The organism is Ensifer adhaerens (assembly GCF_020035535.1).
Classification (GTDB): domain Bacteria; phylum Pseudomonadota; class Alphaproteobacteria; order Rhizobiales; family Rhizobiaceae; genus Ensifer.
Genome location: NZ_CP083350.1, coordinates 2,373,032 through 2,390,103, shown reverse-complemented (window position 1 = coordinate 2,390,103; position 17,072 = coordinate 2,373,032). Strand labels below are relative to the sequence as shown.

General features: G+C 63.3%; 11 protein-coding genes. 8 read left to right on the top strand and 3 right to left on the bottom strand.

The window, feature by feature from the left end; translation table 11 throughout:
- Positions 1 to 112: 112 nt before the first annotated feature.
- The 3 genes from LAC81_RS31040 to LAC81_RS31030 all read left to right on the top strand — a co-directional run bounded on the left by LAC81_RS31040 (position 113) and on the right by LAC81_RS31030 (position 6,262).
- Positions 113 to 1,177: an IS110 family transposase gene (locus tag LAC81_RS31040; RefSeq protein ID WP_223724852.1), complete on the top strand. Its 1,065-nt coding sequence runs from the start codon at positions 113 to 115 to the stop codon at positions 1,175 to 1,177.
- Between the two features lie 269 nt (positions 1,178 to 1,446).
- A complete protein-coding gene (gene adiC, locus LAC81_RS31035; protein ID WP_223728492.1) occupies positions 1,447 to 3,012 on the top strand; it encodes an arginine/agmatine antiporter in 1,566 nt (521 codons plus the stop codon).
- 451 nt (positions 3,013 to 3,463) lie between these two features.
- Entirely contained in the window at positions 3,464 to 6,262 is a 2,799-nt protein-coding gene (locus LAC81_RS31030) for an autotransporter domain-containing protein (RefSeq protein WP_223728491.1), read from the top strand.
- 17 nt (positions 6,263 to 6,279) lie between these two features.
- Here the strand turns inward: LAC81_RS31030 and LAC81_RS31025 are convergent, their stop codons facing one another.
- Positions 6,280 to 7,218: an AraC family transcriptional regulator gene (locus tag LAC81_RS31025; RefSeq protein ID WP_223728490.1), complete on the bottom strand. Its 939-nt coding sequence runs from the start codon at positions 7,216 to 7,218 to the stop codon at positions 6,280 to 6,282.
- Positions 7,219 to 7,325: 107 nt separating this feature from the next.
- Between LAC81_RS31025 and LAC81_RS31020 the strand changes: the two genes are divergently transcribed.
- A complete protein-coding gene (locus LAC81_RS31020) occupies positions 7,326 to 8,528 on the top strand; it encodes an MFS transporter (protein ID WP_223728489.1) in 1,203 nt (400 codons plus the stop codon).
- Positions 8,529 to 8,721: 193 nt separating this feature from the next.
- On the opposite strand, the gene LAC81_RS31015 is transcribed toward LAC81_RS31020, so the two are convergent.
- A complete protein-coding gene (locus LAC81_RS31015; RefSeq protein ID WP_223728488.1) occupies positions 8,722 to 9,816 on the bottom strand; it encodes a DUF930 domain-containing protein in 1,095 nt (364 codons plus the stop codon).
- Positions 9,817 to 10,161: 345 nt separating this feature from the next.
- Here LAC81_RS31015 and LAC81_RS31010 point away from each other — a divergent pair, with 345 nt between their 5' ends.
- The 4 genes from LAC81_RS31010 to LAC81_RS30995 all read left to right on the top strand — a co-directional run bounded on the left by LAC81_RS31010 (position 10,162) and on the right by LAC81_RS30995 (position 14,782).
- On the top strand, positions 10,162 to 11,205 hold the full coding sequence (locus tag LAC81_RS31010) for an amino acid ABC transporter substrate-binding protein (protein WP_223728487.1): 1,044 nt from the start codon (positions 10,162 to 10,164) through the stop codon (positions 11,203 to 11,205).
- A gap of 20 nt (positions 11,206 to 11,225) precedes the next feature.
- Complete coding sequence (locus LAC81_RS31005; RefSeq protein WP_223728486.1) at positions 11,226 to 12,416, top strand: amino acid ABC transporter permease; 1,191 nt, start codon at positions 11,226 to 11,228, stop codon at positions 12,414 to 12,416.
- Positions 12,413 to 13,486, top strand: coding sequence for an amino acid ABC transporter permease (locus LAC81_RS31000; RefSeq protein ID WP_223728485.1), 1,074 nt, complete (start codon positions 12,413 to 12,415; stop codon positions 13,484 to 13,486). Before LAC81_RS31005 ends, LAC81_RS31000 begins: the two co-directional genes overlap by 4 nt.
- 81 nt (positions 13,487 to 13,567) lie before the next feature.
- The gene (locus tag LAC81_RS30995) at positions 13,568 to 14,782 is read left to right on the top strand and encodes a TIGR03862 family flavoprotein (protein WP_223728484.1); all 1,215 of its coding nucleotides are present in this window, start codon (positions 13,568 to 13,570) and stop codon (positions 14,780 to 14,782) included.
- A 52-nt stretch (positions 14,783 to 14,834) separates the two neighbouring features.
- Here the strand turns inward: LAC81_RS30995 and LAC81_RS30990 are convergent, their stop codons facing one another.
- Positions 14,835 to 16,649 (bottom strand): ABC transporter ATP-binding protein, encoded by a 1,815-nt coding sequence (locus LAC81_RS30990; protein WP_223728483.1) that lies wholly within the window; start codon positions 16,647 to 16,649, stop codon positions 14,835 to 14,837.
- Between the last annotated feature and the right edge of the window lie 423 nt (positions 16,650 to 17,072).

Below are 17,072 nucleotides of genomic sequence, written 5' to 3'. Positions count from 1 at the left end.
GCTGAGAGAACGGATCATTGAGATGGCGATGATGATCGAGGGACAGTCACGCTTCCAGCCTTTCGGCTTATCCTGTTGGGGTTTTGCAGATCTCAACACGGGAGTTGGAAGCATGACTGCGTCCTATGATTACCATATCGGGGTCGACTACCACAAATCCTATAGCCACCTGGTGGTGCAGGACAGCAGCGGTAAGACGCTCAGATCCGGCCGGGTGAAGAACGACCGCCAGTCGCTGGACAGCTTTCTCGAGCGCTACCGCGAGAACAGCCATGCGGTTGTCGAGGCAACCCGCAACTGGATGGTGATGTACGACTGGCTCGACGACATTTGTGATGATGTCGTTCTCGCCCATCCGTTGAAGGTCAAGGCGATCGCCGACGCCAAGATCAAGACCGACAAGATCGACGCGACGGTGCTGGCGCATCTGCTGCGCGCCGATCTGGTGCCGGAGGCTTGGGCACCGAGCGACAAGGCCCGCGCGTTGCGTGTCGCGCTGCGCGAGCGGATGTTTTACGTGCGGCTGCGCACAATGACGAAGAACCGCATCGTCACGGTGTTTGATCGTTATCCGGAGCAGACGGCCCAGTTCAAAAAGCTCGGCGACCTGTTTGGCAAGGCCGGCCGCATCCAGCTGGCGCAGATTGAGCTCTCCGCGATCGACCGCGTCCAGATCGACCGTGGCCTCGCCTTCATCGGCGACATCGATGGGCGGATCAAGCAGTCGGAGACAACGATCCGGGCACTGACCAAGGCCAATGCCAACGTCAAGCTGTTGAAGACGATCCCCGGCATCGGCGAATTCTTCGCCCGGCTGATCGAGGCGGAGATCGACGATATATCCCGCTTTCGCAACCCGAAGAAGCTGGCCGCCTATGCGGGACTGGTGCCGTCGACCTATTCGTCTGGCGGCAAGACCTTCCACGGCAAGATCATCAAGCAGGGCAACAAGTGGCTGCGCTGGGCCTTTGTCGAGGCGGTAACGCCGGCCGTCGCCAGTGATCCTGAGCTGCGCGCCCACTACGAGCACCTGAAGATCAGAGGAACCAACAAGGCGCGCGTGGCGATTGCGCGCAAGCTTTTGACGATCGCCTTCCAGATCCTGCGTGACCAGCGCGCCTATGAGCCGCGCGGCACCCCCATGGAAAGCGCGTCGACGATATCCCGGTTGTCCTGATGTTCGTCTAGCGAGCCCGGCAGGACTGGGCTGCGCTCTTTCAGGAGAATGGGAAACCGGGAGCCGAACGCCACTCTGTGACCGAAGCCAAGGCATCAGGTCACGCATTGGAGACTGGTTCAAGAACCGAAGGACGGAAACAACCGTCCAGCGGAAGGAGCATCTTTAGCCGATCGGCAAAAACGCCGGTCAAAACTGAACCGCACCCAAGGAAAAGCCGCCAGTTCAAGGCGTTTTGCCCCTTGCATTCTTTCATTGGAGCGACGAACATGGCTGCAGTCGATAGCGCTTCCAAAACCATCTCCGCGGGCGTCGCGGACTCCGCCAAGATCGGCCTCGTTCCCGCGACCCTGATGGTCGCGGGCAACATGATGGGCTCCGGCGTCTTCATGCTGCCGGCGAACCTCGCCGCGGTCGGATCCATCGCCATCTTCGGATGGCTGATCACCATCGCCGGCGCGATCGCGCTGGCCCTGACCTTCGCCAAGCTGGCAGCGATCGATCCCGCCGCCGGCGGGCCTTACGCCTATACGCGCAAGGCCTTCGGCGACTACATGGGTTACCAGACCAACCTCATCTACTGGCTGGCAAACGTGGTCGGCAACGTCGGCCTCGCGGTCGCCGGTCTCGGCTATCTCACGGCCTTCTTCCCGATGCTCCGCGATCCGCTTGTCTCGGCGCTTGCGCAGGTGGCGCTCATCTGGTTCTTCACCTACGCCAACATCCTCGGGCCGAACGTCGTCGGCAAGCTGCAGTCCTTCACCACCTCCTTCGCGCTGGTGCCAATCCTCGGCATGGCGATCTTCGGCTGGTTCTGGTTTTCGCCGGCGACCTTCTCCGAAGGCTGGAACGTATCGGGCAAGGACAGCTGGGCGGCGATCATGGCGACGCTCAACTTCACCCTGTGGGCCTTCATCGGGGTCGAAAGCGCCTCGGTGTCGGCCGGCGTCGTGCGCGACCCGCAGCGCAACGTGCCGATCGCCACCGTCGGCGGCGTCATTCTTGCGGCCGTCGCGTATATTCTGTCGTCGACCGTGATCATGGGCATGATCCCGAACAAGGAGCTGATCGCGTCTTCAGCCCCCTTCGCCGATGCCGCGCGCCTGGCGCTCGGCGATACGGCGGGCGCCGTCGTTGCCATCTGCGCGGCACTGGGGTGCCTCGGCTCGCTTGCCGGTTGGACACTGCTCGTCGGGCAGACGGCAAAGGCGGCTGCCGATGACGGTCTCTTCGGCTCGATCTTCGCCAAGGTCAATTCCAAGGGCGTGCCCTCGGCCGGCCTTGCGATCGTCGCCGTCATCATGACGGTGCAGGTCTTCGCCACGATGTCGCCGACCGCAAGCGAGCAATTCGGCAAGATCGCCTCGATCGCGGTGATCATGACACTTCTGCCGTATATCTACTCGGCGATCTCCATCAAGGTGCTCGGCTACAAGAAGATGCCGGCAAGCACCTACAATTGGTACGTCGTCATCGGCCTTGCGGCGGCGATCTACAGCCTGGTGGCCCTCATCGGGTCGGATGGGGAACAAACCCGCTGGTCGCTGATCTTCGTAATCTCGACGATCGTGTTCTACTCGGCCGCGATCACCCGCAAGCGCGAGATCGACGAGAAGCACATCGCCCCCGGCGGCCACGCTCCGACCTGGATCCGCTATGTCACCGTGACGGTGACGATCGCCGCCCTCGTTGCGCTGTTCTGGGTTTCGGTCGGCCGCCACCGGGCCGAGACGCTGCGCACGCGCTCGCCGGTCCCGCCAGCCGAAAGCACCGTACAGCCCGCCGCCGGATCACCGGCGGCCGTGCTGCCGGCAGAGGGCCAACCGGCGCAGTAGGCAAGAAAAAGGGGCGGCAGATCCATCCGCCGCCCCCTTCTTTCGGGCACTTCCAAAAGTCGACGTATGCCGACCGTTCGAGCGGCACCAGATTTACTCCCTGTCATCACTCTCACGTGGCCTGTCGGCCTTCCCCGCCGAACCCCAGGCGAGACACACCGGCTGGCGTGCAGCGGCTCGGCTGTCCGGAGTCGCCATGAGCCGCGAAGCATGGACAGAACCAATTTCAGCCGGTCAGCAGCCGCGCGCACTGAGAGAGAGCGAGCGGTACGCGCCGATTACAATGCCACGGCCGACAAACGACGATTTCCTGCAGCGAAATACGGCATCTGCCGTATTTTCCGGATCAGCTATGGGGGCTAGCCTCCGCGCGCCCACGCCGTGAATTTCCGTTTTCCATCAATACCCTGCGCCACGGATGCGCCGCGCTGCCGGGCATCGGGGAATTGCGTTGGACAAGAACTGCCGTACCGCCATCCACGTCACAACGCTCCTGTTGTCGACCGCCTTGCCGTCCATGGCGCTCGCACTGGACGCGGGCGACCCCCGCGACCCCGAGACGTGGCGCACTGCGGAGTTCAACGCACAATGGGGACTGTCGGCGATCGACGCCGAGTATGCCTACATGCTGGGCTACGACGGCAGCGGCATCAGGGTCGGCGTGGTCGACAGCGGCCTCGACATCAGCCATCCGGAATTTTTCGGCCGCTATGTGGAGGGAATTACTTACGACCCGGAGAAACCATGGACTTTCGTGGCGGAGGGGCACGGCACAACGGTCGCCTCGGTGATCGCCGCCAATCGCGATGGGACCGGGATGCACGGGGTCGCCCCGGGCGCGACCATAGTTCAGGCAGGGGCATCGGACATACCTGGTTACCTCGACACTGATGCCGTCAACTACGGAATTCGCACACTCATCGACCGGGGCGTGAAGATCATCAACAACAGTTTTGGCGATGGCATCATTACGGAAACGACCGCCGAACAGTTTGAGGCGACGTTCTCAAGCAATCTGTCAGCCTATCGCTACGCGGTTTCGCGCGGAGGACTGCTCGTCTTTTCAGCGATGAACGACGGTGCCGCGCAACCTTCCGTGGACGCCGGTCTTCCCTACCTTTTCCCGGAACTGGAACAGGGCTGGCTCGCTGTGGTGGCGACCGGTCCGACCCATATGCCCAACTGGTCGAACGAGTGCGGCGTTGCCATGAACTGGTGCCTGACCGCGCCGGGCGGCGACGGCGCGACACGATGGGATCCAGACAAGGGCGTCTGGGTATGGGCGAACCCGCAAGACAACATCATGGTTGCGGTTCCCGGCGGTGCATACAGTAGAGAAACAGGCACATCGCTGGCCGCCCCCTTCGTATCGGGAACGGCGGCCCTGGCGGCGCAGGCCTTTCCCTATATGACGATGGCTCAGATCCGGCAGGTATTGCTGGGCACCGCCACCGATATCGGGCTTCCCGGCGTCGATCCGGTGTTCGGTTATGGCCGCGTCAGCGCCGGGCGGGCGGTGCATGGCCCGGGTAAGTTCGACTGGGGTGATTTTCACGCCGTGATTACGGACGGCGAAAGCGAGTGGTCAAACAACATCACCGGCGCGGGAGGGCTGATCAAGTCTGGCGACGGCATATTGGTGATGACCGGCGATAGCGCCTATCAGGGCTCCACGCGCGTCGATGGCGGTATCCTGGCGATTGCCGGCAGTATTGCCTCGGGGACCTTCGTTGACGGCGACGGTATGCTCTCCGGCGACGGTATCATCCGCGGCAATGTCGACAACGGCGGCGCCGTCAATCCTGGCTGGGGGCGTAGGGGCGGCGCTCTGACCGTGGACGGCAACTACCGCCAGTCAAGCGATGCGTGGTTCCTCGTCAACCTCGACGCACCAGACGGCACCAGCCGGCTCGATGTCACCGGCTCCGCTGATATTGCCGGCAACGTCGATGTGAGGGTCAGACCCGAAAATTACAAAGGCGACGGCCGCCACACCGTTCTCTCTGCGCTCGGCGGTGTGACCGGCCGCTTCGAGGACGATTGCGGCTGCCATGCCTTCCTCGACCTCTCGCTATCCTACGACCCGACCACCGTCTATCTCGACGTCGCCCGCAACGCCGTGGCCTTTGCGGACCTTGCGCCGACCCGCAACGGTGCGGCGGCTGCTGAGGCGATCGAGCGTCTCGGCGTCGGTCGGCCGCTCCATGATCTCGCGGTGACGCTCGACGCCGATACGGCCTCCGATCTTTTCGGCCAGTTGCCCGGCGAAGTCTACGGCTCGACCGTGACCGGCCTGATCGAAAACAGCCAGGTGATCGGCAACCAGATGAACGACCGGCTGCGCTCAGCCTTCGAAACGGTCGGCGCGAAGGCACGGCCGATCGTCGTAACGGATGACCTCACGACGGGGTCGATTGCGAAGGAGGTACAATCGGGCGCCTGGGGCGCGGCCTTCGGCGCCTGGGGCCATACGGATGGCGACGGCAACGCCGAGGCGCTATCGCGTTCCACCGGCGGCTTTGTCACCGGCCTGGACGGCCTCATCAACGATGACTGGAGGCTCGGTTTCCTCGCCGGCTACAGTTCGTCGAGCTTCAAGGTCGACGACCGCCGCTCGTCGACCTCCAGCGACAACTATCATCTCGGCGTCTATGGCGGCACGCAGTGGGGCGGCCTGTCGTTCCGCTCTAGCCTTGCCTATACGTGGAGCGATATCGACAGCAGCCGCAATATCCTCTCGCCGGTTCTCGTCGACAGCCTGGCCGCCGATTACCGCGCCGGCACCACGCAGGTGTTCGGCGAACTCGGCTATGGCTTGCAGGCGGGCCGTCTCGCCTTCGAGCCCTTTGCCAATCTCGCCTATGTCAACGTGCATACCGATGGCTTCACGGAGAAGGGCGGCGCGGCAGCGCTGGCCGTCCAGAGCGGCTCGGACGATACGACCTTCACCACGCTCGGCCTGCGCCTGGCTACCGATTTCGAACTCGGAACGACCAAGGCTACGGCCCGCGGCCTTCTCGGCTGGAGGCACGCCTATGGTGACGTCACGCCAGCGGTCGCTGAAGCGTTTTCAGGCAGTGACGCCTTTTCTGTCGCAGGCGCACCGATCGCGCGCGACAGCGCCCTCGTCGAGGCCGGCGTCGACTTTGCCGTCACCCCGGCAGCAACGTTTGGCATCGCCTATCAGGGACAGATCGCCTCGACGGCTCGCGAGCACGGCGTCCGGGCCGATCTCACCGTCAAGTTCTGATGCCGCTGGCATGACGTTCACGAAGCGATCTGCTCGGGCGCGGGGATTAGATTTCGCGAATGGCTTGGTGGCGCGCCCATGATCTTGCGGAAGGCGCGACTGAAGGAGGCCTCGGAATCATAGCCGAGGCGGTTAGCGACATGGGCGACCCGCTTTCCTTCGCGCAGCCACTGATGGGCCTGGTGCATGCGCATGCGCGCCACGTAGCGGGCCGGCGTTTCGCCGACCGTGTCGGCAAAGCGTTGGGCGAAGCCGGAGCGCGAAGCACCCATGAGCTTGGCAAGCTCCGGCACCGTCCAGTCCTTTGTGGGGTCTAGATGAATGGCGGCGAGTACCCGGCCGACCTCCGGATGGCGCACGGCGGCAAGCCAACCGGTCGCCGTGCCGCAGCCGTGCTCCACCCAGGCGCGGATGATCGTAGCGGTCAGCACGTCGGCAAGCCGCGCCAGGATGCCGCCAGAGCCGACGCGCTGCATCGCCGCCTCGCGCGTCATGGTATCGAGCAGCGACGGGATCGACGGCTCACTCGAGGCCAGATCGCTCGTGCGCATGACCGATGGCATCAGCTGCAGCAGAGGATGAAGCCGGTCGACATTGAACTGCATCACCGCGAAGAACAGGAGGTTCTGGCTGTCCGTGTTGGGACACTGCACATCGACGATGCCGTCGCAGAGCTGCCGCTTCGGCAGATCGCGGATCGAAATCGTCGGCAAACCGGGCTTGCTGGCGAGAACATGCGCGTCGCCGCGCGGCAGCAGCACGGCATCGCCAGGCATCAGTTCCACCCAGGCGCCATCCGGCGTTTGTAGATGGGCAGAGCCTGAGGCCAGAAAGTGAAAACGCGCAGGTTCCTGTGCTGGATAGGACGTTGCCCATGGCGCACAGGGCTGGCAACGCCCATATTCCACGCCATCGAGCCTCAGTCCGCGCAGGATTTCGGTCAGCGCATCAGTCATAGGCCACTCCAGCTTTGGACAAACGGCATAGTGTTTTGGATTTTCTAGCATAGAAACTCCAGTTGGCCATGCATATTTTCATCCCAACCGCAATGGAGATGAAGATTATGGATGGCATCGTCGCAAGGCCTACGGGCGAGGCGGATGAACAAGAAAAGCCGCTATGGGCGGCTGTCGTTTCCCTGTCGCTCGGGGTTTTCGGCCTGGTTACGGCGGAATTTCTGCCGGCAAGCCTTCTCACACCGATGTCAGCGGATCTCGGCGTGACGGTTGGCGCGGCGGGACAATCGGTAACAACGACTGCTGTTGTTGCCGCCATCGCCGGCCCGGCTATCGTTGTCTACACCGGACGCTTCGACCGCCGGAATGTCCTTCTGACATTGACCGCGCTCCTCATCATATCCAGCCTGATCGCAGGCTTCGCATCGAGCCTGCCGATGCTGCTTGTCGCCCGCTTCCTGCTCGGCATCGGGCTCGGCGGCTTCTGGGCCCTGTCGCTGGCGCTCGCCATGCGGCTCGTTCCCGGCCGGCTGATGCCGCGGGCGATGGCGATCATCATGTCCGGCGTGTCGATCGCAACCGTCTGCGCCGCCCCCGTCGGCGCCTGGATCGGCGCGACGCTCGGCTGGCGTTATGCCTTTCTGCTTGCCGCCGTCGTCGGCATCGTCACCTTCATCGTCCAGGCACTGACCGTTCCGCGCCTGCCGCCGAAGGGGACCACCGGTCTCAACACCATCCTCAACGTGCTGAAGCGTCCAGCGATCCGGCTTGGCCTTGCAACCATCCTGCTCGTCGTCACGGGCCACTTTGCCGGCTTCACCTATGTTCGCCCGTTCCTTGAGCAGGTGCCGCAGTTCGGCGTCGAGGCGATCACTGCAATCCTGCTCGCCTTCGGCATCGGCGGCTTCTTCGGCAACATTGCCGGCGGCTTCCTCGCCGAGCGCAGCACGCGTCTGTCGATGATGTCGGCGGCAGCCGGTGTCGCCGTCACGACCCTGACGCTGGCGCTCGCCGGCGCACTGCCCGCAGTCGCCATCCTTGCCACCGCCGCCTGGGGCTTCGCCTTCGGCGCGCTGCCGGTCAGCGTGCAGTCGTTCCTTAGCCGCGCGGCCGGCGACGAGGCCGAAGGCGCGGGTGCCGCAACTCTTACGACCTTCCAGATCGCCATCTCCACCGGCGCGATCCTCGGCGGCCTTCTCGTCGAATTGCAGGGACCGGCCGGCGTCTTCCTGTTCGCTGCGGTGGCAGCAATGCTCGGAACCTCGCTGGTCTCTGTCTACCGCGAGCGGACGCTGCAAGCCGCTGAATGACTAACCGCCTTCGCTTTGTGTGAGAGTGGCAACTCGCACCTGCGCCTGCCGGGCTCCCAAAGGTCCGGCAGGCAAAGCGCTGACGAAGCACGCGTCTTTGCCCGACTGAGCGAGGACAACGCGAGAATCCACGTGGCTCGATGGCTGAAGCTGTAACGCGATGCAGCGCGCCCCAAATCGCAGTGCTACGAGATCAGTCCGGAGGCGGACCGAGGCGCCGCGTCTCCCAGGCCGACTTCGGCACAACGCCGCCGATGGCGATGCTGAAAGAGATCACCTCCGTCGCATCCTCGTTGAGCAGGCACTTGAAGTCGACGTCGTACCAGACCTTCTTGCTGTGATAGGCACCACCGCTGGCATCCATGCGATTTTTCGAGATGAACCCGCCCCTTGGACCGAACGGTACCATTCCTTGGGGTGGAGTATCCGGACGTTGGTGGCGGATTTGCTCCAGCGCCTCGGATTTGCAGAGCTGGCTGATGCGCGCCTTGAGAGGCAATGTGAGAAGCGCCTGCTTCATTCGCGGATCGGCAATTGCCTTTTCGGCATAGAGCTTCTTGGCCTCCACCAATTTGCTCGGCACCGGCTTGAGTTCAACCTTTGCAGCAGCATCGGCCGGCTTCGTCGTCGGCTTTTCTTCAGGCGGCTTTTGTTCCTGCCGCTTGGCCTCGGCTGGCTTCGTGTCCTTCGGCTCGGGCTTCGCTTCGGCCACCGTCGCCGCGAGCTTCTCGTCCGGCTTTTCCGTGGCGTTCTGTGGTGATTTCGCCGGCACCGCCAGCGTCGGCAACGGCTTTTGTTCTTTTACCGGCGTCTCATCCTTCTTGGGTGGCACCTTCGCCGGTTCGGTCGCAGCCTTTGCCTGCTCAGATGCCTCGGGCTTCTTATCCTCCGATTGCGCAGCCGGCGGAAGCTCGGCCTCCTTGTTGTCCTGCTTGGTCTTGGCCATGGCGGACGCGAAGGTCTGGGGCAGTTGCTGCGGCGGCTTGGGCTGGGGCTTTGGTTGCGGCTGCTGTTTTGGTTGCAGCTTCGGTTGCGGTTGCGGCTTCGGCTGTTCGGCCTTTTTCTCCTCGCCCTTCTTCTGCTCAGCTTTCTTCTGTTCGGCTTTCTTCTCTTGCTTCACCTCGGGAGGCGGAACGAGCTCGACGCTGACTGTCTGCTCCTTCGGCGGCTTGGGCAGTTCGAGCGGCAGGTCGAACAGGAGCAGCAAGGCGATGATGAGATGCAGGGCAACCGACGTCGGCGCGCCCCATCCTATCCGTTCCCACCATTCTTTCGCAAAAAGCCGCATCGCCAATGACGTAACCCATTCGATCGGCGGAACCTAGGAACTTCCGCCGATCTCAACAAGAGGCACAGCCCTGGAGTGCGCCGGCAACCCGGACGCGCAGCTTTCGGCCGATCGGCATCCGCAAGCACGACTACACCAGGATTGGCCGCCACGCACGCAAGCCGACCATCTGCTTGTCAAAAACGTTCCCGGCAAAAACGAGGCGGCGAAATCTGTTTCAGGCCGCGCGCCAAATTCGCACAAATATACCTATTATATAATTTCTATAGATTTAATTATTTCAACACGCAGCGGGCACTTCCGCCGTGCATGCGCAGTGACATTCTTTGTGGCTTGGGGGCCCTTATGCAGCGACATTTCACTCACCGAAAACTTTTCACCAAATCCTTTGCCGCAACGGCAGCGCTGGCGGCTGGCCTGATCGCCACGTCAGCGCTCGCCGGTGAAACCCTCGACAAGATCAAGGCGCGCGGCGTGATCAAGGTCGGCGTCGGCACCACACCGGGTTTCTTCTCGCCCGATAGTAGCGGCCGCTGGCAGGGATTCTTCGTCGATTTCGGCCGCGCCATCGCCATCACCGTCTTCAACGACGCCGAGAAGGTCGAGTTCACCAATTCCTCGCCGCAGCAGCGACTGCCGGCCCTGCAATCCGGCGAGTTCGACATTCTGCTTTCGGGCGTGACCCAGACCGTCAGTCGCGCCTTCAAGCTCGGCTTCCACTTCGGTCCCGTCGTCTTCTACGACGGCCAGGGCCTGCTGGTACGCAAGGACCTCGGCGTAGCCAAGGGCGAGGAACTCGACGGCGCGACGATCGGCGTTCAGAGTGGCACGACCGGCGAGCTCAACATCGCCGACTTTTTCCGCAAGACCGGCAAGGCCTTCACGCCTGTCACGATCGAGGAGACGGGCGAGTTCCTGAAGGCGCTCGACAGTGGTCGCGTTGATGCGCTCACCCAGGACGCAACCGACCTTGCCGCCAAGCGCACGCAGCTTTCCAAGCCCGACGACTACGTGCTCCTGCCCGAGCGCCTGTCCAAGGAGCCCTTGGCGCCGGCAATCCGTGCCGGTGACGACCAGTGGCTCGAAATCGTCAACTGGACCGTCTACGCGACGATCCAGGCGGAAGAGTTCGGCATCACCAAGGACAATGTCGACACCTTCCTCAAAAGCGAGGATCCGGCGATCAAGCGCTTCCTCGGCGTCGACCCGTCGCTCGGCGAAGCCATCGGCCTTGATCCGAAGTTCGCCTACAACATCGTCAAGACCGTCGGCAATTACGGCGAGATTTTCGAGCGCAACGTCGGCAAGGGCACGCCGCTCAACTTCGAGCGCGGCTACAACCAGCCATGGACCGCGGGCGGTCTGCTCTATTCGCCGCCGTTCCGTTGAGCCGGCTCATGGATTTTCCCATGACACGCCATATCCAACCGGGCCCTTTCGGGCCCGGACCTGTCTCGCGGCTGCGCACATGGATCGGGCCGCTGCCGCTGCAGCAATTCGCGCTTTTTGTCGGCGTACTTTTCCTATTCGCTTTTCTTGGCCATAACACCGCCGAGAGCATGCACCGGATGGGGCTGACGCCGGGTTTCGCCTTTCTCTCCCATCAGGCCAATTTCGAGATCGGCGAAAGCGTTCTTCCTTACTCGGCCGGCGACAGCTATGCCCGGGCGCTCGCCGCCGGCATCGCCAACACGGTCAAGGTCGCAATTATCGGCTGCTTGCTTGCGACCGTGCTCGGCGTCGCGCTCGGCATCGCGCGGCTCTCGGGCAACCTGCTGCTCGCGAGTTTCGTCCATGGCTATGTCGAGCTTTTGCGCAACACCCCGCTGTTGCTGCAACTTTTTCTCTGGAGCGCGATCATTCACGCGCTGCCACCGCCGCGCGGCGCATATACGTTCCTCGGCGGCGTCTATCTCAGCAACCGCGGCGTCTATCTTCCGTCGCTCTCGGTCGAGGGGCTACCGGCGGCTCTCTGGCTTTCGGCGGTGGTGCTGGCTGTCCTCTCGGCGCTCATTCTCTCCCGTCGGCTGTTCGCGGGCTCGGCCTTCTATTTGCCGAAATCCGCCGGTGCAGTGCTTGGCGCGCTTGCCCTCTGCTACCTCACACTTTCCTCCCTCGGCTTTGCGGCATCGGTAGAGATCCCCGCCAAGGGCGGCTTCAACATTCGCGGCGGCCTGTCGCTGACGCCGGAGTTCGCTGCCCTGCTGATCGGTCTGGTCGTCAACGCCTCGGCCTCGATCTCCGAAATCGTGCGCAGCGGTATCCAGTCGGTGAAATCGGGCCAGTGGGAAGCGGCCCGGGCACTCGGGCTGAAGCCCCCGCAGATCCTGCGTCTCGTCGTGCTGCCGCAGGCGCTTCGGGTCATCACGCCGCTGATGATTTCGAGCTTCATGGATCTGACGAAGAACTCGAGCCTCGCGGTCGCGATCGGCTACCCCGACCTCGTCAGCGTCGCCAACACGACGGCCAACACCACGGGTCAGGCGCTCGAAGCGATCATCATCATCGGCGCTGTCTACCTGACGATCAGCCTTGCGGTTTCAGCCATCATGAACCTCTACAACCGACGCGTGGTCCTGCGCGGAGAAGGAAAGCGATGAGCCAGATCGAACTTGCGCCGCCCGTCGCACCCGACTGGCACCGTTGGCGCCAGGGCCTCTTCAGCGGCTGGACCAACGGCCTCGTCACGCTTGTGACACTCGCTGCAATCCTCTGGCTCGCGCTTCCCTTTTTCCGCTGGGCCGTCATCAATGCCGTCTGGTCGGGCACATCAGCCGATTGCGCCAAGGAAACGGCGGGCGCCTGCTGGGCCTTCGTCGGCGCCAAGTTTCGGTTCATGCTCTTCGCGTTCTTCCCGCCGCCGCTGCAATGGCGCCCGGCGCTGGTGATCGCCCTCATTGCAGCGCTCCTGACGATCTCGGCCCTTCCCCGCTTCTGGAGCTTCCGCCTGGTGCCGGTCTGGCTGTTGGCGCTTCTCGGCGTCTGGCTGCTGATGGCGGGCACGGCCGGCTTGGAGCCGGTATCGACCAATCATTGGGGCGGGCTGCCCATCACGCTTGCCGTCTCGATCGCCGGCCTCGCCTTCGCCTTTCCGATCGCGCTGCTGCTGGCGCTTGCCCGGCAATCGGACATGGGCATCGTGCGATGCCTGGCAATCGCCTTCATCGAAGTGCTGCGCGGCGTGCCGATGATCGCCGTTCTCTATGTGGTCATGCTGATCGTGCCTATGGCGCTGCCGAGCGGTGCAGCCGTCGACAAGTTGCTCCGCGCCCAGATCGGCGTCACCCTGTTCTTCTCCGCCTATCTCGCCGAAGTCATCCGCGCCGGCCTGCAGGTGATCCCGGCGGGCCAGAGGGAGGCGGCCTTGTCGCTTGGCCTCGGCCGGATCCAGATGTTGCGGCTGGTCGTGCTACCGCAGGCGCTTACTGCCGTCATCCCGGCGATCGTCAACCTCTCTATCGGCATCGTGCTCAACACCTCGCTGCTTGCGGTCATTGGCATCTACGATCTTTTGAACGCCACCAAGACCTCGGCAACCGACCCGACCTGGCTCGGCTTCTACAGCGAGGCCTATATCTTCGCGGCTCTGGTCTATTTCGCCATCTGCTTCACCGGTTCGCGCTACAGCCTATGGCTCGAGGGCAAGCTCAATGGTTCCAATCGCCACTGAGCGTACGTCGCTGCGGGGTTGCGCGCCACGCGCCGCCGGGCCAAGAGTGCGGCGACGTGGAATCTGTGACCGGGCAAGCGCATGGGACAAAAGAACATCGCCATTGTAGGCGGCGGGCCAAGCGGGCTGATGGCCGCGCAGGTGTTGGCGGAGCGCGGCCACGCGGTCACCGTCTACGACGGCATGCCAACGGTCGCGCGCAAGTTCCTGCTCGCGGGCAAGTCGGGGCTGAACATTACCCATTCCGAACCCTATGCTGCCTTTGCCGAGCGCTTCGGCAACGCCTCGCCGCGACTGCGCGCAGCGCTGGACGCCTTCACTCCGGACGATATCAGGCAATGGGCGGCAGACCTCGGAACCAGGACCTTCGTCGGTTCCTCGGGCCGTGTCTTTCCCGAGGTGATGAAGGCCTCGCCGCTGCTTCGCGCCTGGCTCAAGTCGCTGGAAAGCCGCGGCGTTCGCATCCTGACGCGGCACCGCTGGACTGGCTTTGAGGGCAGCGCGCTCGCGTTCGAAACCCCAGACGGCAAGACGCTTGTCAGCGTAAATGCAACATTGCTTGCGCTCGGTGGCGCCAGCTATCCGCGCCTCGGATCGGATGCCGCCTGGGTTTCCTGGCTGGAAAAGAGGGGTGTGTCCGTCGCGAAATTCCAGCCCGCCAATTGCGGTTTCGACGTCGACTGGAGCGAACCCTTCCGCGACCGCTTCGCCGGCGCGGCGCTCAAGGGCGTCACTGCGACGTCGGAGGCCGGCACCGTCCCCGGCGAGTTTGTCGTCAGCAAGAGCGGTATCGAAGGTAGCCTCGTCTACGCCCACACGAGCGCGCTTCGCAACCGCCTGTCTCAAGGCGAACCTGCCGAACTGGCGGTTGACCTCGCGCCCGGGCGAACCGTTGAGAAACTGGCGAAGGATCTCGGCCGATTCGACAGCAAGACCAGCTTTTCCAACCGCTTGCGCAAGGGGGCCGGGCTTGAAGGCGTGAAAGCTGCCGTGCTGCGCGAGCTTTCGCCTGATGCAGCGCGTTTGGCGCCACCCGATCTTGCTGCCTTGATCAAGGCGCTGCCAATCCCGGTGCTACGCCCGCGCCCGATCGCCGAGGCCATCTCCTCGGCCGGCGGTGTGACCTGGGCGGCGCTCGATGACAGCTACATGCTGAAGGCACTGCCCGGCACCTTCATTGCCGGTGAGATGATCGATTGGGAAGCGCCGACCGGCGGCTATTTGCTCACTGCCTGCTTTGGCACCGGCCGCGCCGCCGCGCGGGGCATCGATCGCTGGCTCGGCCAATCGGCTTAGGGTTTCGCCGCGCCTTCTTCAGGCGCGGCGAACAGTTTGGCAGCGGGCATTCCTACTGGTCGTTCAATACCAGTCCCTTGGTCAGCTCCAGCGCCTGGCGTTCGAAGAGACCGCGGTAGATGCCGCCGTCGAGACGGATCAGCGCGTCATGCGTACCCTCCTCGGCGATCCGACCGTGATCGAAGACCAACAGCCGGTCTAGCGCCCGGACCGTCGAGAGTCGGTGCGCAATCACCAGCGTCGTTCGTCCGAGCATCAGCCGCTCCATCGCCTGCTGGATCAGCACTTCCGATTCCGAGTCGAGGCTCGAGGTCGCCTCGTCGAGGATCAGGATCGGTGCATCCGCGAGAAACGCGCGCGCAATGGCGATTCGCTGACGTTCACCACCCGATAGCTTGACGCCGCGTTCGCCCACCAGGGTGCCATAGCCTTTCGGCAGCGCCGTGATGAAGTCGTGCGCGCTTGCAAGCTTCGCCGCCTTCTCGATTTCGCTCTGCGTGGCGTTCGGCCGCGCATAGGCGATGTTCTCGGAAAGCGACCGGTGGAACAGGATCGGCTCCTGCTGCACGATCGCGATCTGCTGGCGCAGCGACGTCTGCGTCACCGATGCGATGTCCTGACCGTCGATCCGGATCTCGCCGGCCTTCAGGTCGTGCAGGCGCTGGATCAGCTTGACGAAGGTCGTCTTGCCCGAGCCCGAATGCCCGACGAGACCGACGCGCTCGCCCTCCCGGATCGTTACCGAGAACCGGTCATAGAGCGGCTTGCGGTGCGCGCCGTAGTGGAACGTCACATCCCTGAATTCGATACGGCCGTCGGTGATCCGGATCGGCTTGGCATCCGCCCTGTCGTCGATCCCGAGCGACTGTCCATGGATGTCGACGAGTTCTTCCATGTCGTTGATCGAGCGCTGCAGGTTGCGAATGTGCTGGCCGACTTCACGCAGGTACCCCTGCAGGATGAAGAACGAGGTGAGCACGAAGGTGATGTCACCCGCAGTTGCTTGACCCCGCGCCCACAGAAGCAGCGCAAAGCCGATCACCGCCGCACGCAGGACGAGCAGCATGGCCCCTTGCGTCGTGCCGTTGGTGGTGCCGCGTATCCAGGTACGGCGCGTGCGGTCCCGCCACTTGGCGAGAACCTTGGCCAGGCGCGCGTCCTCGCGACCTTCGGCGCCGAAGCCCTTGACCACGATGTTGCAGCTCACCGCATCGGCTAGCGCACCGCCGAGCTTGGTGTCCCAGCGGTTGGCGAGGCTTGCCATCGGCGCGACATATCCGAGCGACAGGAGGATCGTCACCACGATGAAGATGATCGAGCCGATACCGATGATGACACCCATGATCGGCCAGTAGAACGACATCAGCACCGTCGAACCGACCAGCATCACGACGGACGGGAAGAGCGCCACCAGCAACGTGTCGTTCAACAGGTCGAGCGCCCACATGCCGCGCGTCACCTTGCGCACGGTCGAACCGGCAAAGCTGTTGGCGTGCCAGTCGGTCGAGAAACGCTGAATGCGATAGAACGCCGCCGACGCAATGTCCGCCATCATCTTGAGCGTCAGGTCCGTAACGCCCAGGAAGGTGAGGTGACGCAGCAGGATCGCGCCCAGCGAAAGCGCCATCAGCATCCAGAATGCGGCGATCGCCGCATTCCAGGCGACCTGATCGGTCGCCGAGCCGGAGACGACGGCATCCACGAGCCGACCCGAATAGAGCGGCGTCAAGACATCGGCGAGCGTCGACAGAAGGACCATGCCGAGGATGACGCTGATCCTGACAGGCTGCGCCTTCCAATGAGTCCAAGTGAAACCAAGAACGCTGCGGAACGCACCGCCGCGCAAGGCAAAACGAGTAAAAGCCATAATATTTGCCCGATGCGCGACGCATCGGCCTCAAACAGATACAGAATGGATTATGCCGTTAAAAGGAACCCAGCTTCCGATGCGGCATCATTTGGCTTGGCCAGATTCTCTGGAGGAGAACGACCAAGGTCAGCGAAACGATCCCTGACCTGGAAAAGACGGAAAGGCGAAAGTGCCCTTCTGCGCCCAGTTCAGAACTGTACGCCGCCCCGTAGGGAGAAAGAATAAGCTGGCATCTTTTGAAACCTCCCTGATTGGTTGCCGGAAGACGACCTATAGGCGAATCGGCAGCAACCGCCAAGTGCAGAAATCTGGCCATGGCGCCAATCGTCGCGGCTGCGGCCTGTTTGCAACAGTTACGTAAGGCAGCGCTGACATAGAAATGCGCCGCGCACGAATGCGAGACGCTCTAATCCCGGGGCA

What these genes read in the sequence shown, in the direction of transcription:
- LAC81_RS30995 (WP_223728484.1), top strand. Translation starts at nt 13,568, where the DNA reads ATGGGACAAAAGAACATCGCCATTGTAGGCGGCGGGCCAAGCGGGCTG.
- LAC81_RS31010 (WP_223728487.1), top strand. Translation starts at nt 10,162, where the DNA reads ATGCAGCGACATTTCACTCACCGAAAACTTTTCACCAAATCCTTTGCC.
- LAC81_RS30990 (WP_223728483.1), bottom strand. Translation starts at nt 16,649, where the DNA reads ATGGCTTTTACTCGTTTTGCCTTGCGCGGCGGTGCGTTCCGCAGCGTT.
- LAC81_RS31020 (WP_223728489.1), top strand. Translation starts at nt 7,326, where the DNA reads ATGGATGGCATCGTCGCAAGGCCTACGGGCGAGGCGGATGAACAAGAA.
- LAC81_RS31005 (WP_223728486.1), top strand. Translation starts at nt 11,226, where the DNA reads ATGACACGCCATATCCAACCGGGCCCTTTCGGGCCCGGACCTGTCTCG.
- LAC81_RS31025 (WP_223728490.1), bottom strand. Translation starts at nt 7,218, where the DNA reads ATGACTGATGCGCTGACCGAAATCCTGCGCGGACTGAGGCTCGATGGC.
- LAC81_RS31015 (WP_223728488.1), bottom strand. Translation starts at nt 9,816, where the DNA reads ATGCGGCTTTTTGCGAAAGAATGGTGGGAACGGATAGGATGGGGCGCG.
- LAC81_RS31040 (WP_223724852.1), top strand. Translation starts at nt 113, where the DNA reads ATGACTGCGTCCTATGATTACCATATCGGGGTCGACTACCACAAATCC.
- LAC81_RS31000 (WP_223728485.1), top strand. Translation starts at nt 12,413, where the DNA reads ATGAGCCAGATCGAACTTGCGCCGCCCGTCGCACCCGACTGGCACCGT.
- adiC (WP_223728492.1), top strand. Translation starts at nt 1,447, where the DNA reads ATGGCTGCAGTCGATAGCGCTTCCAAAACCATCTCCGCGGGCGTCGCG.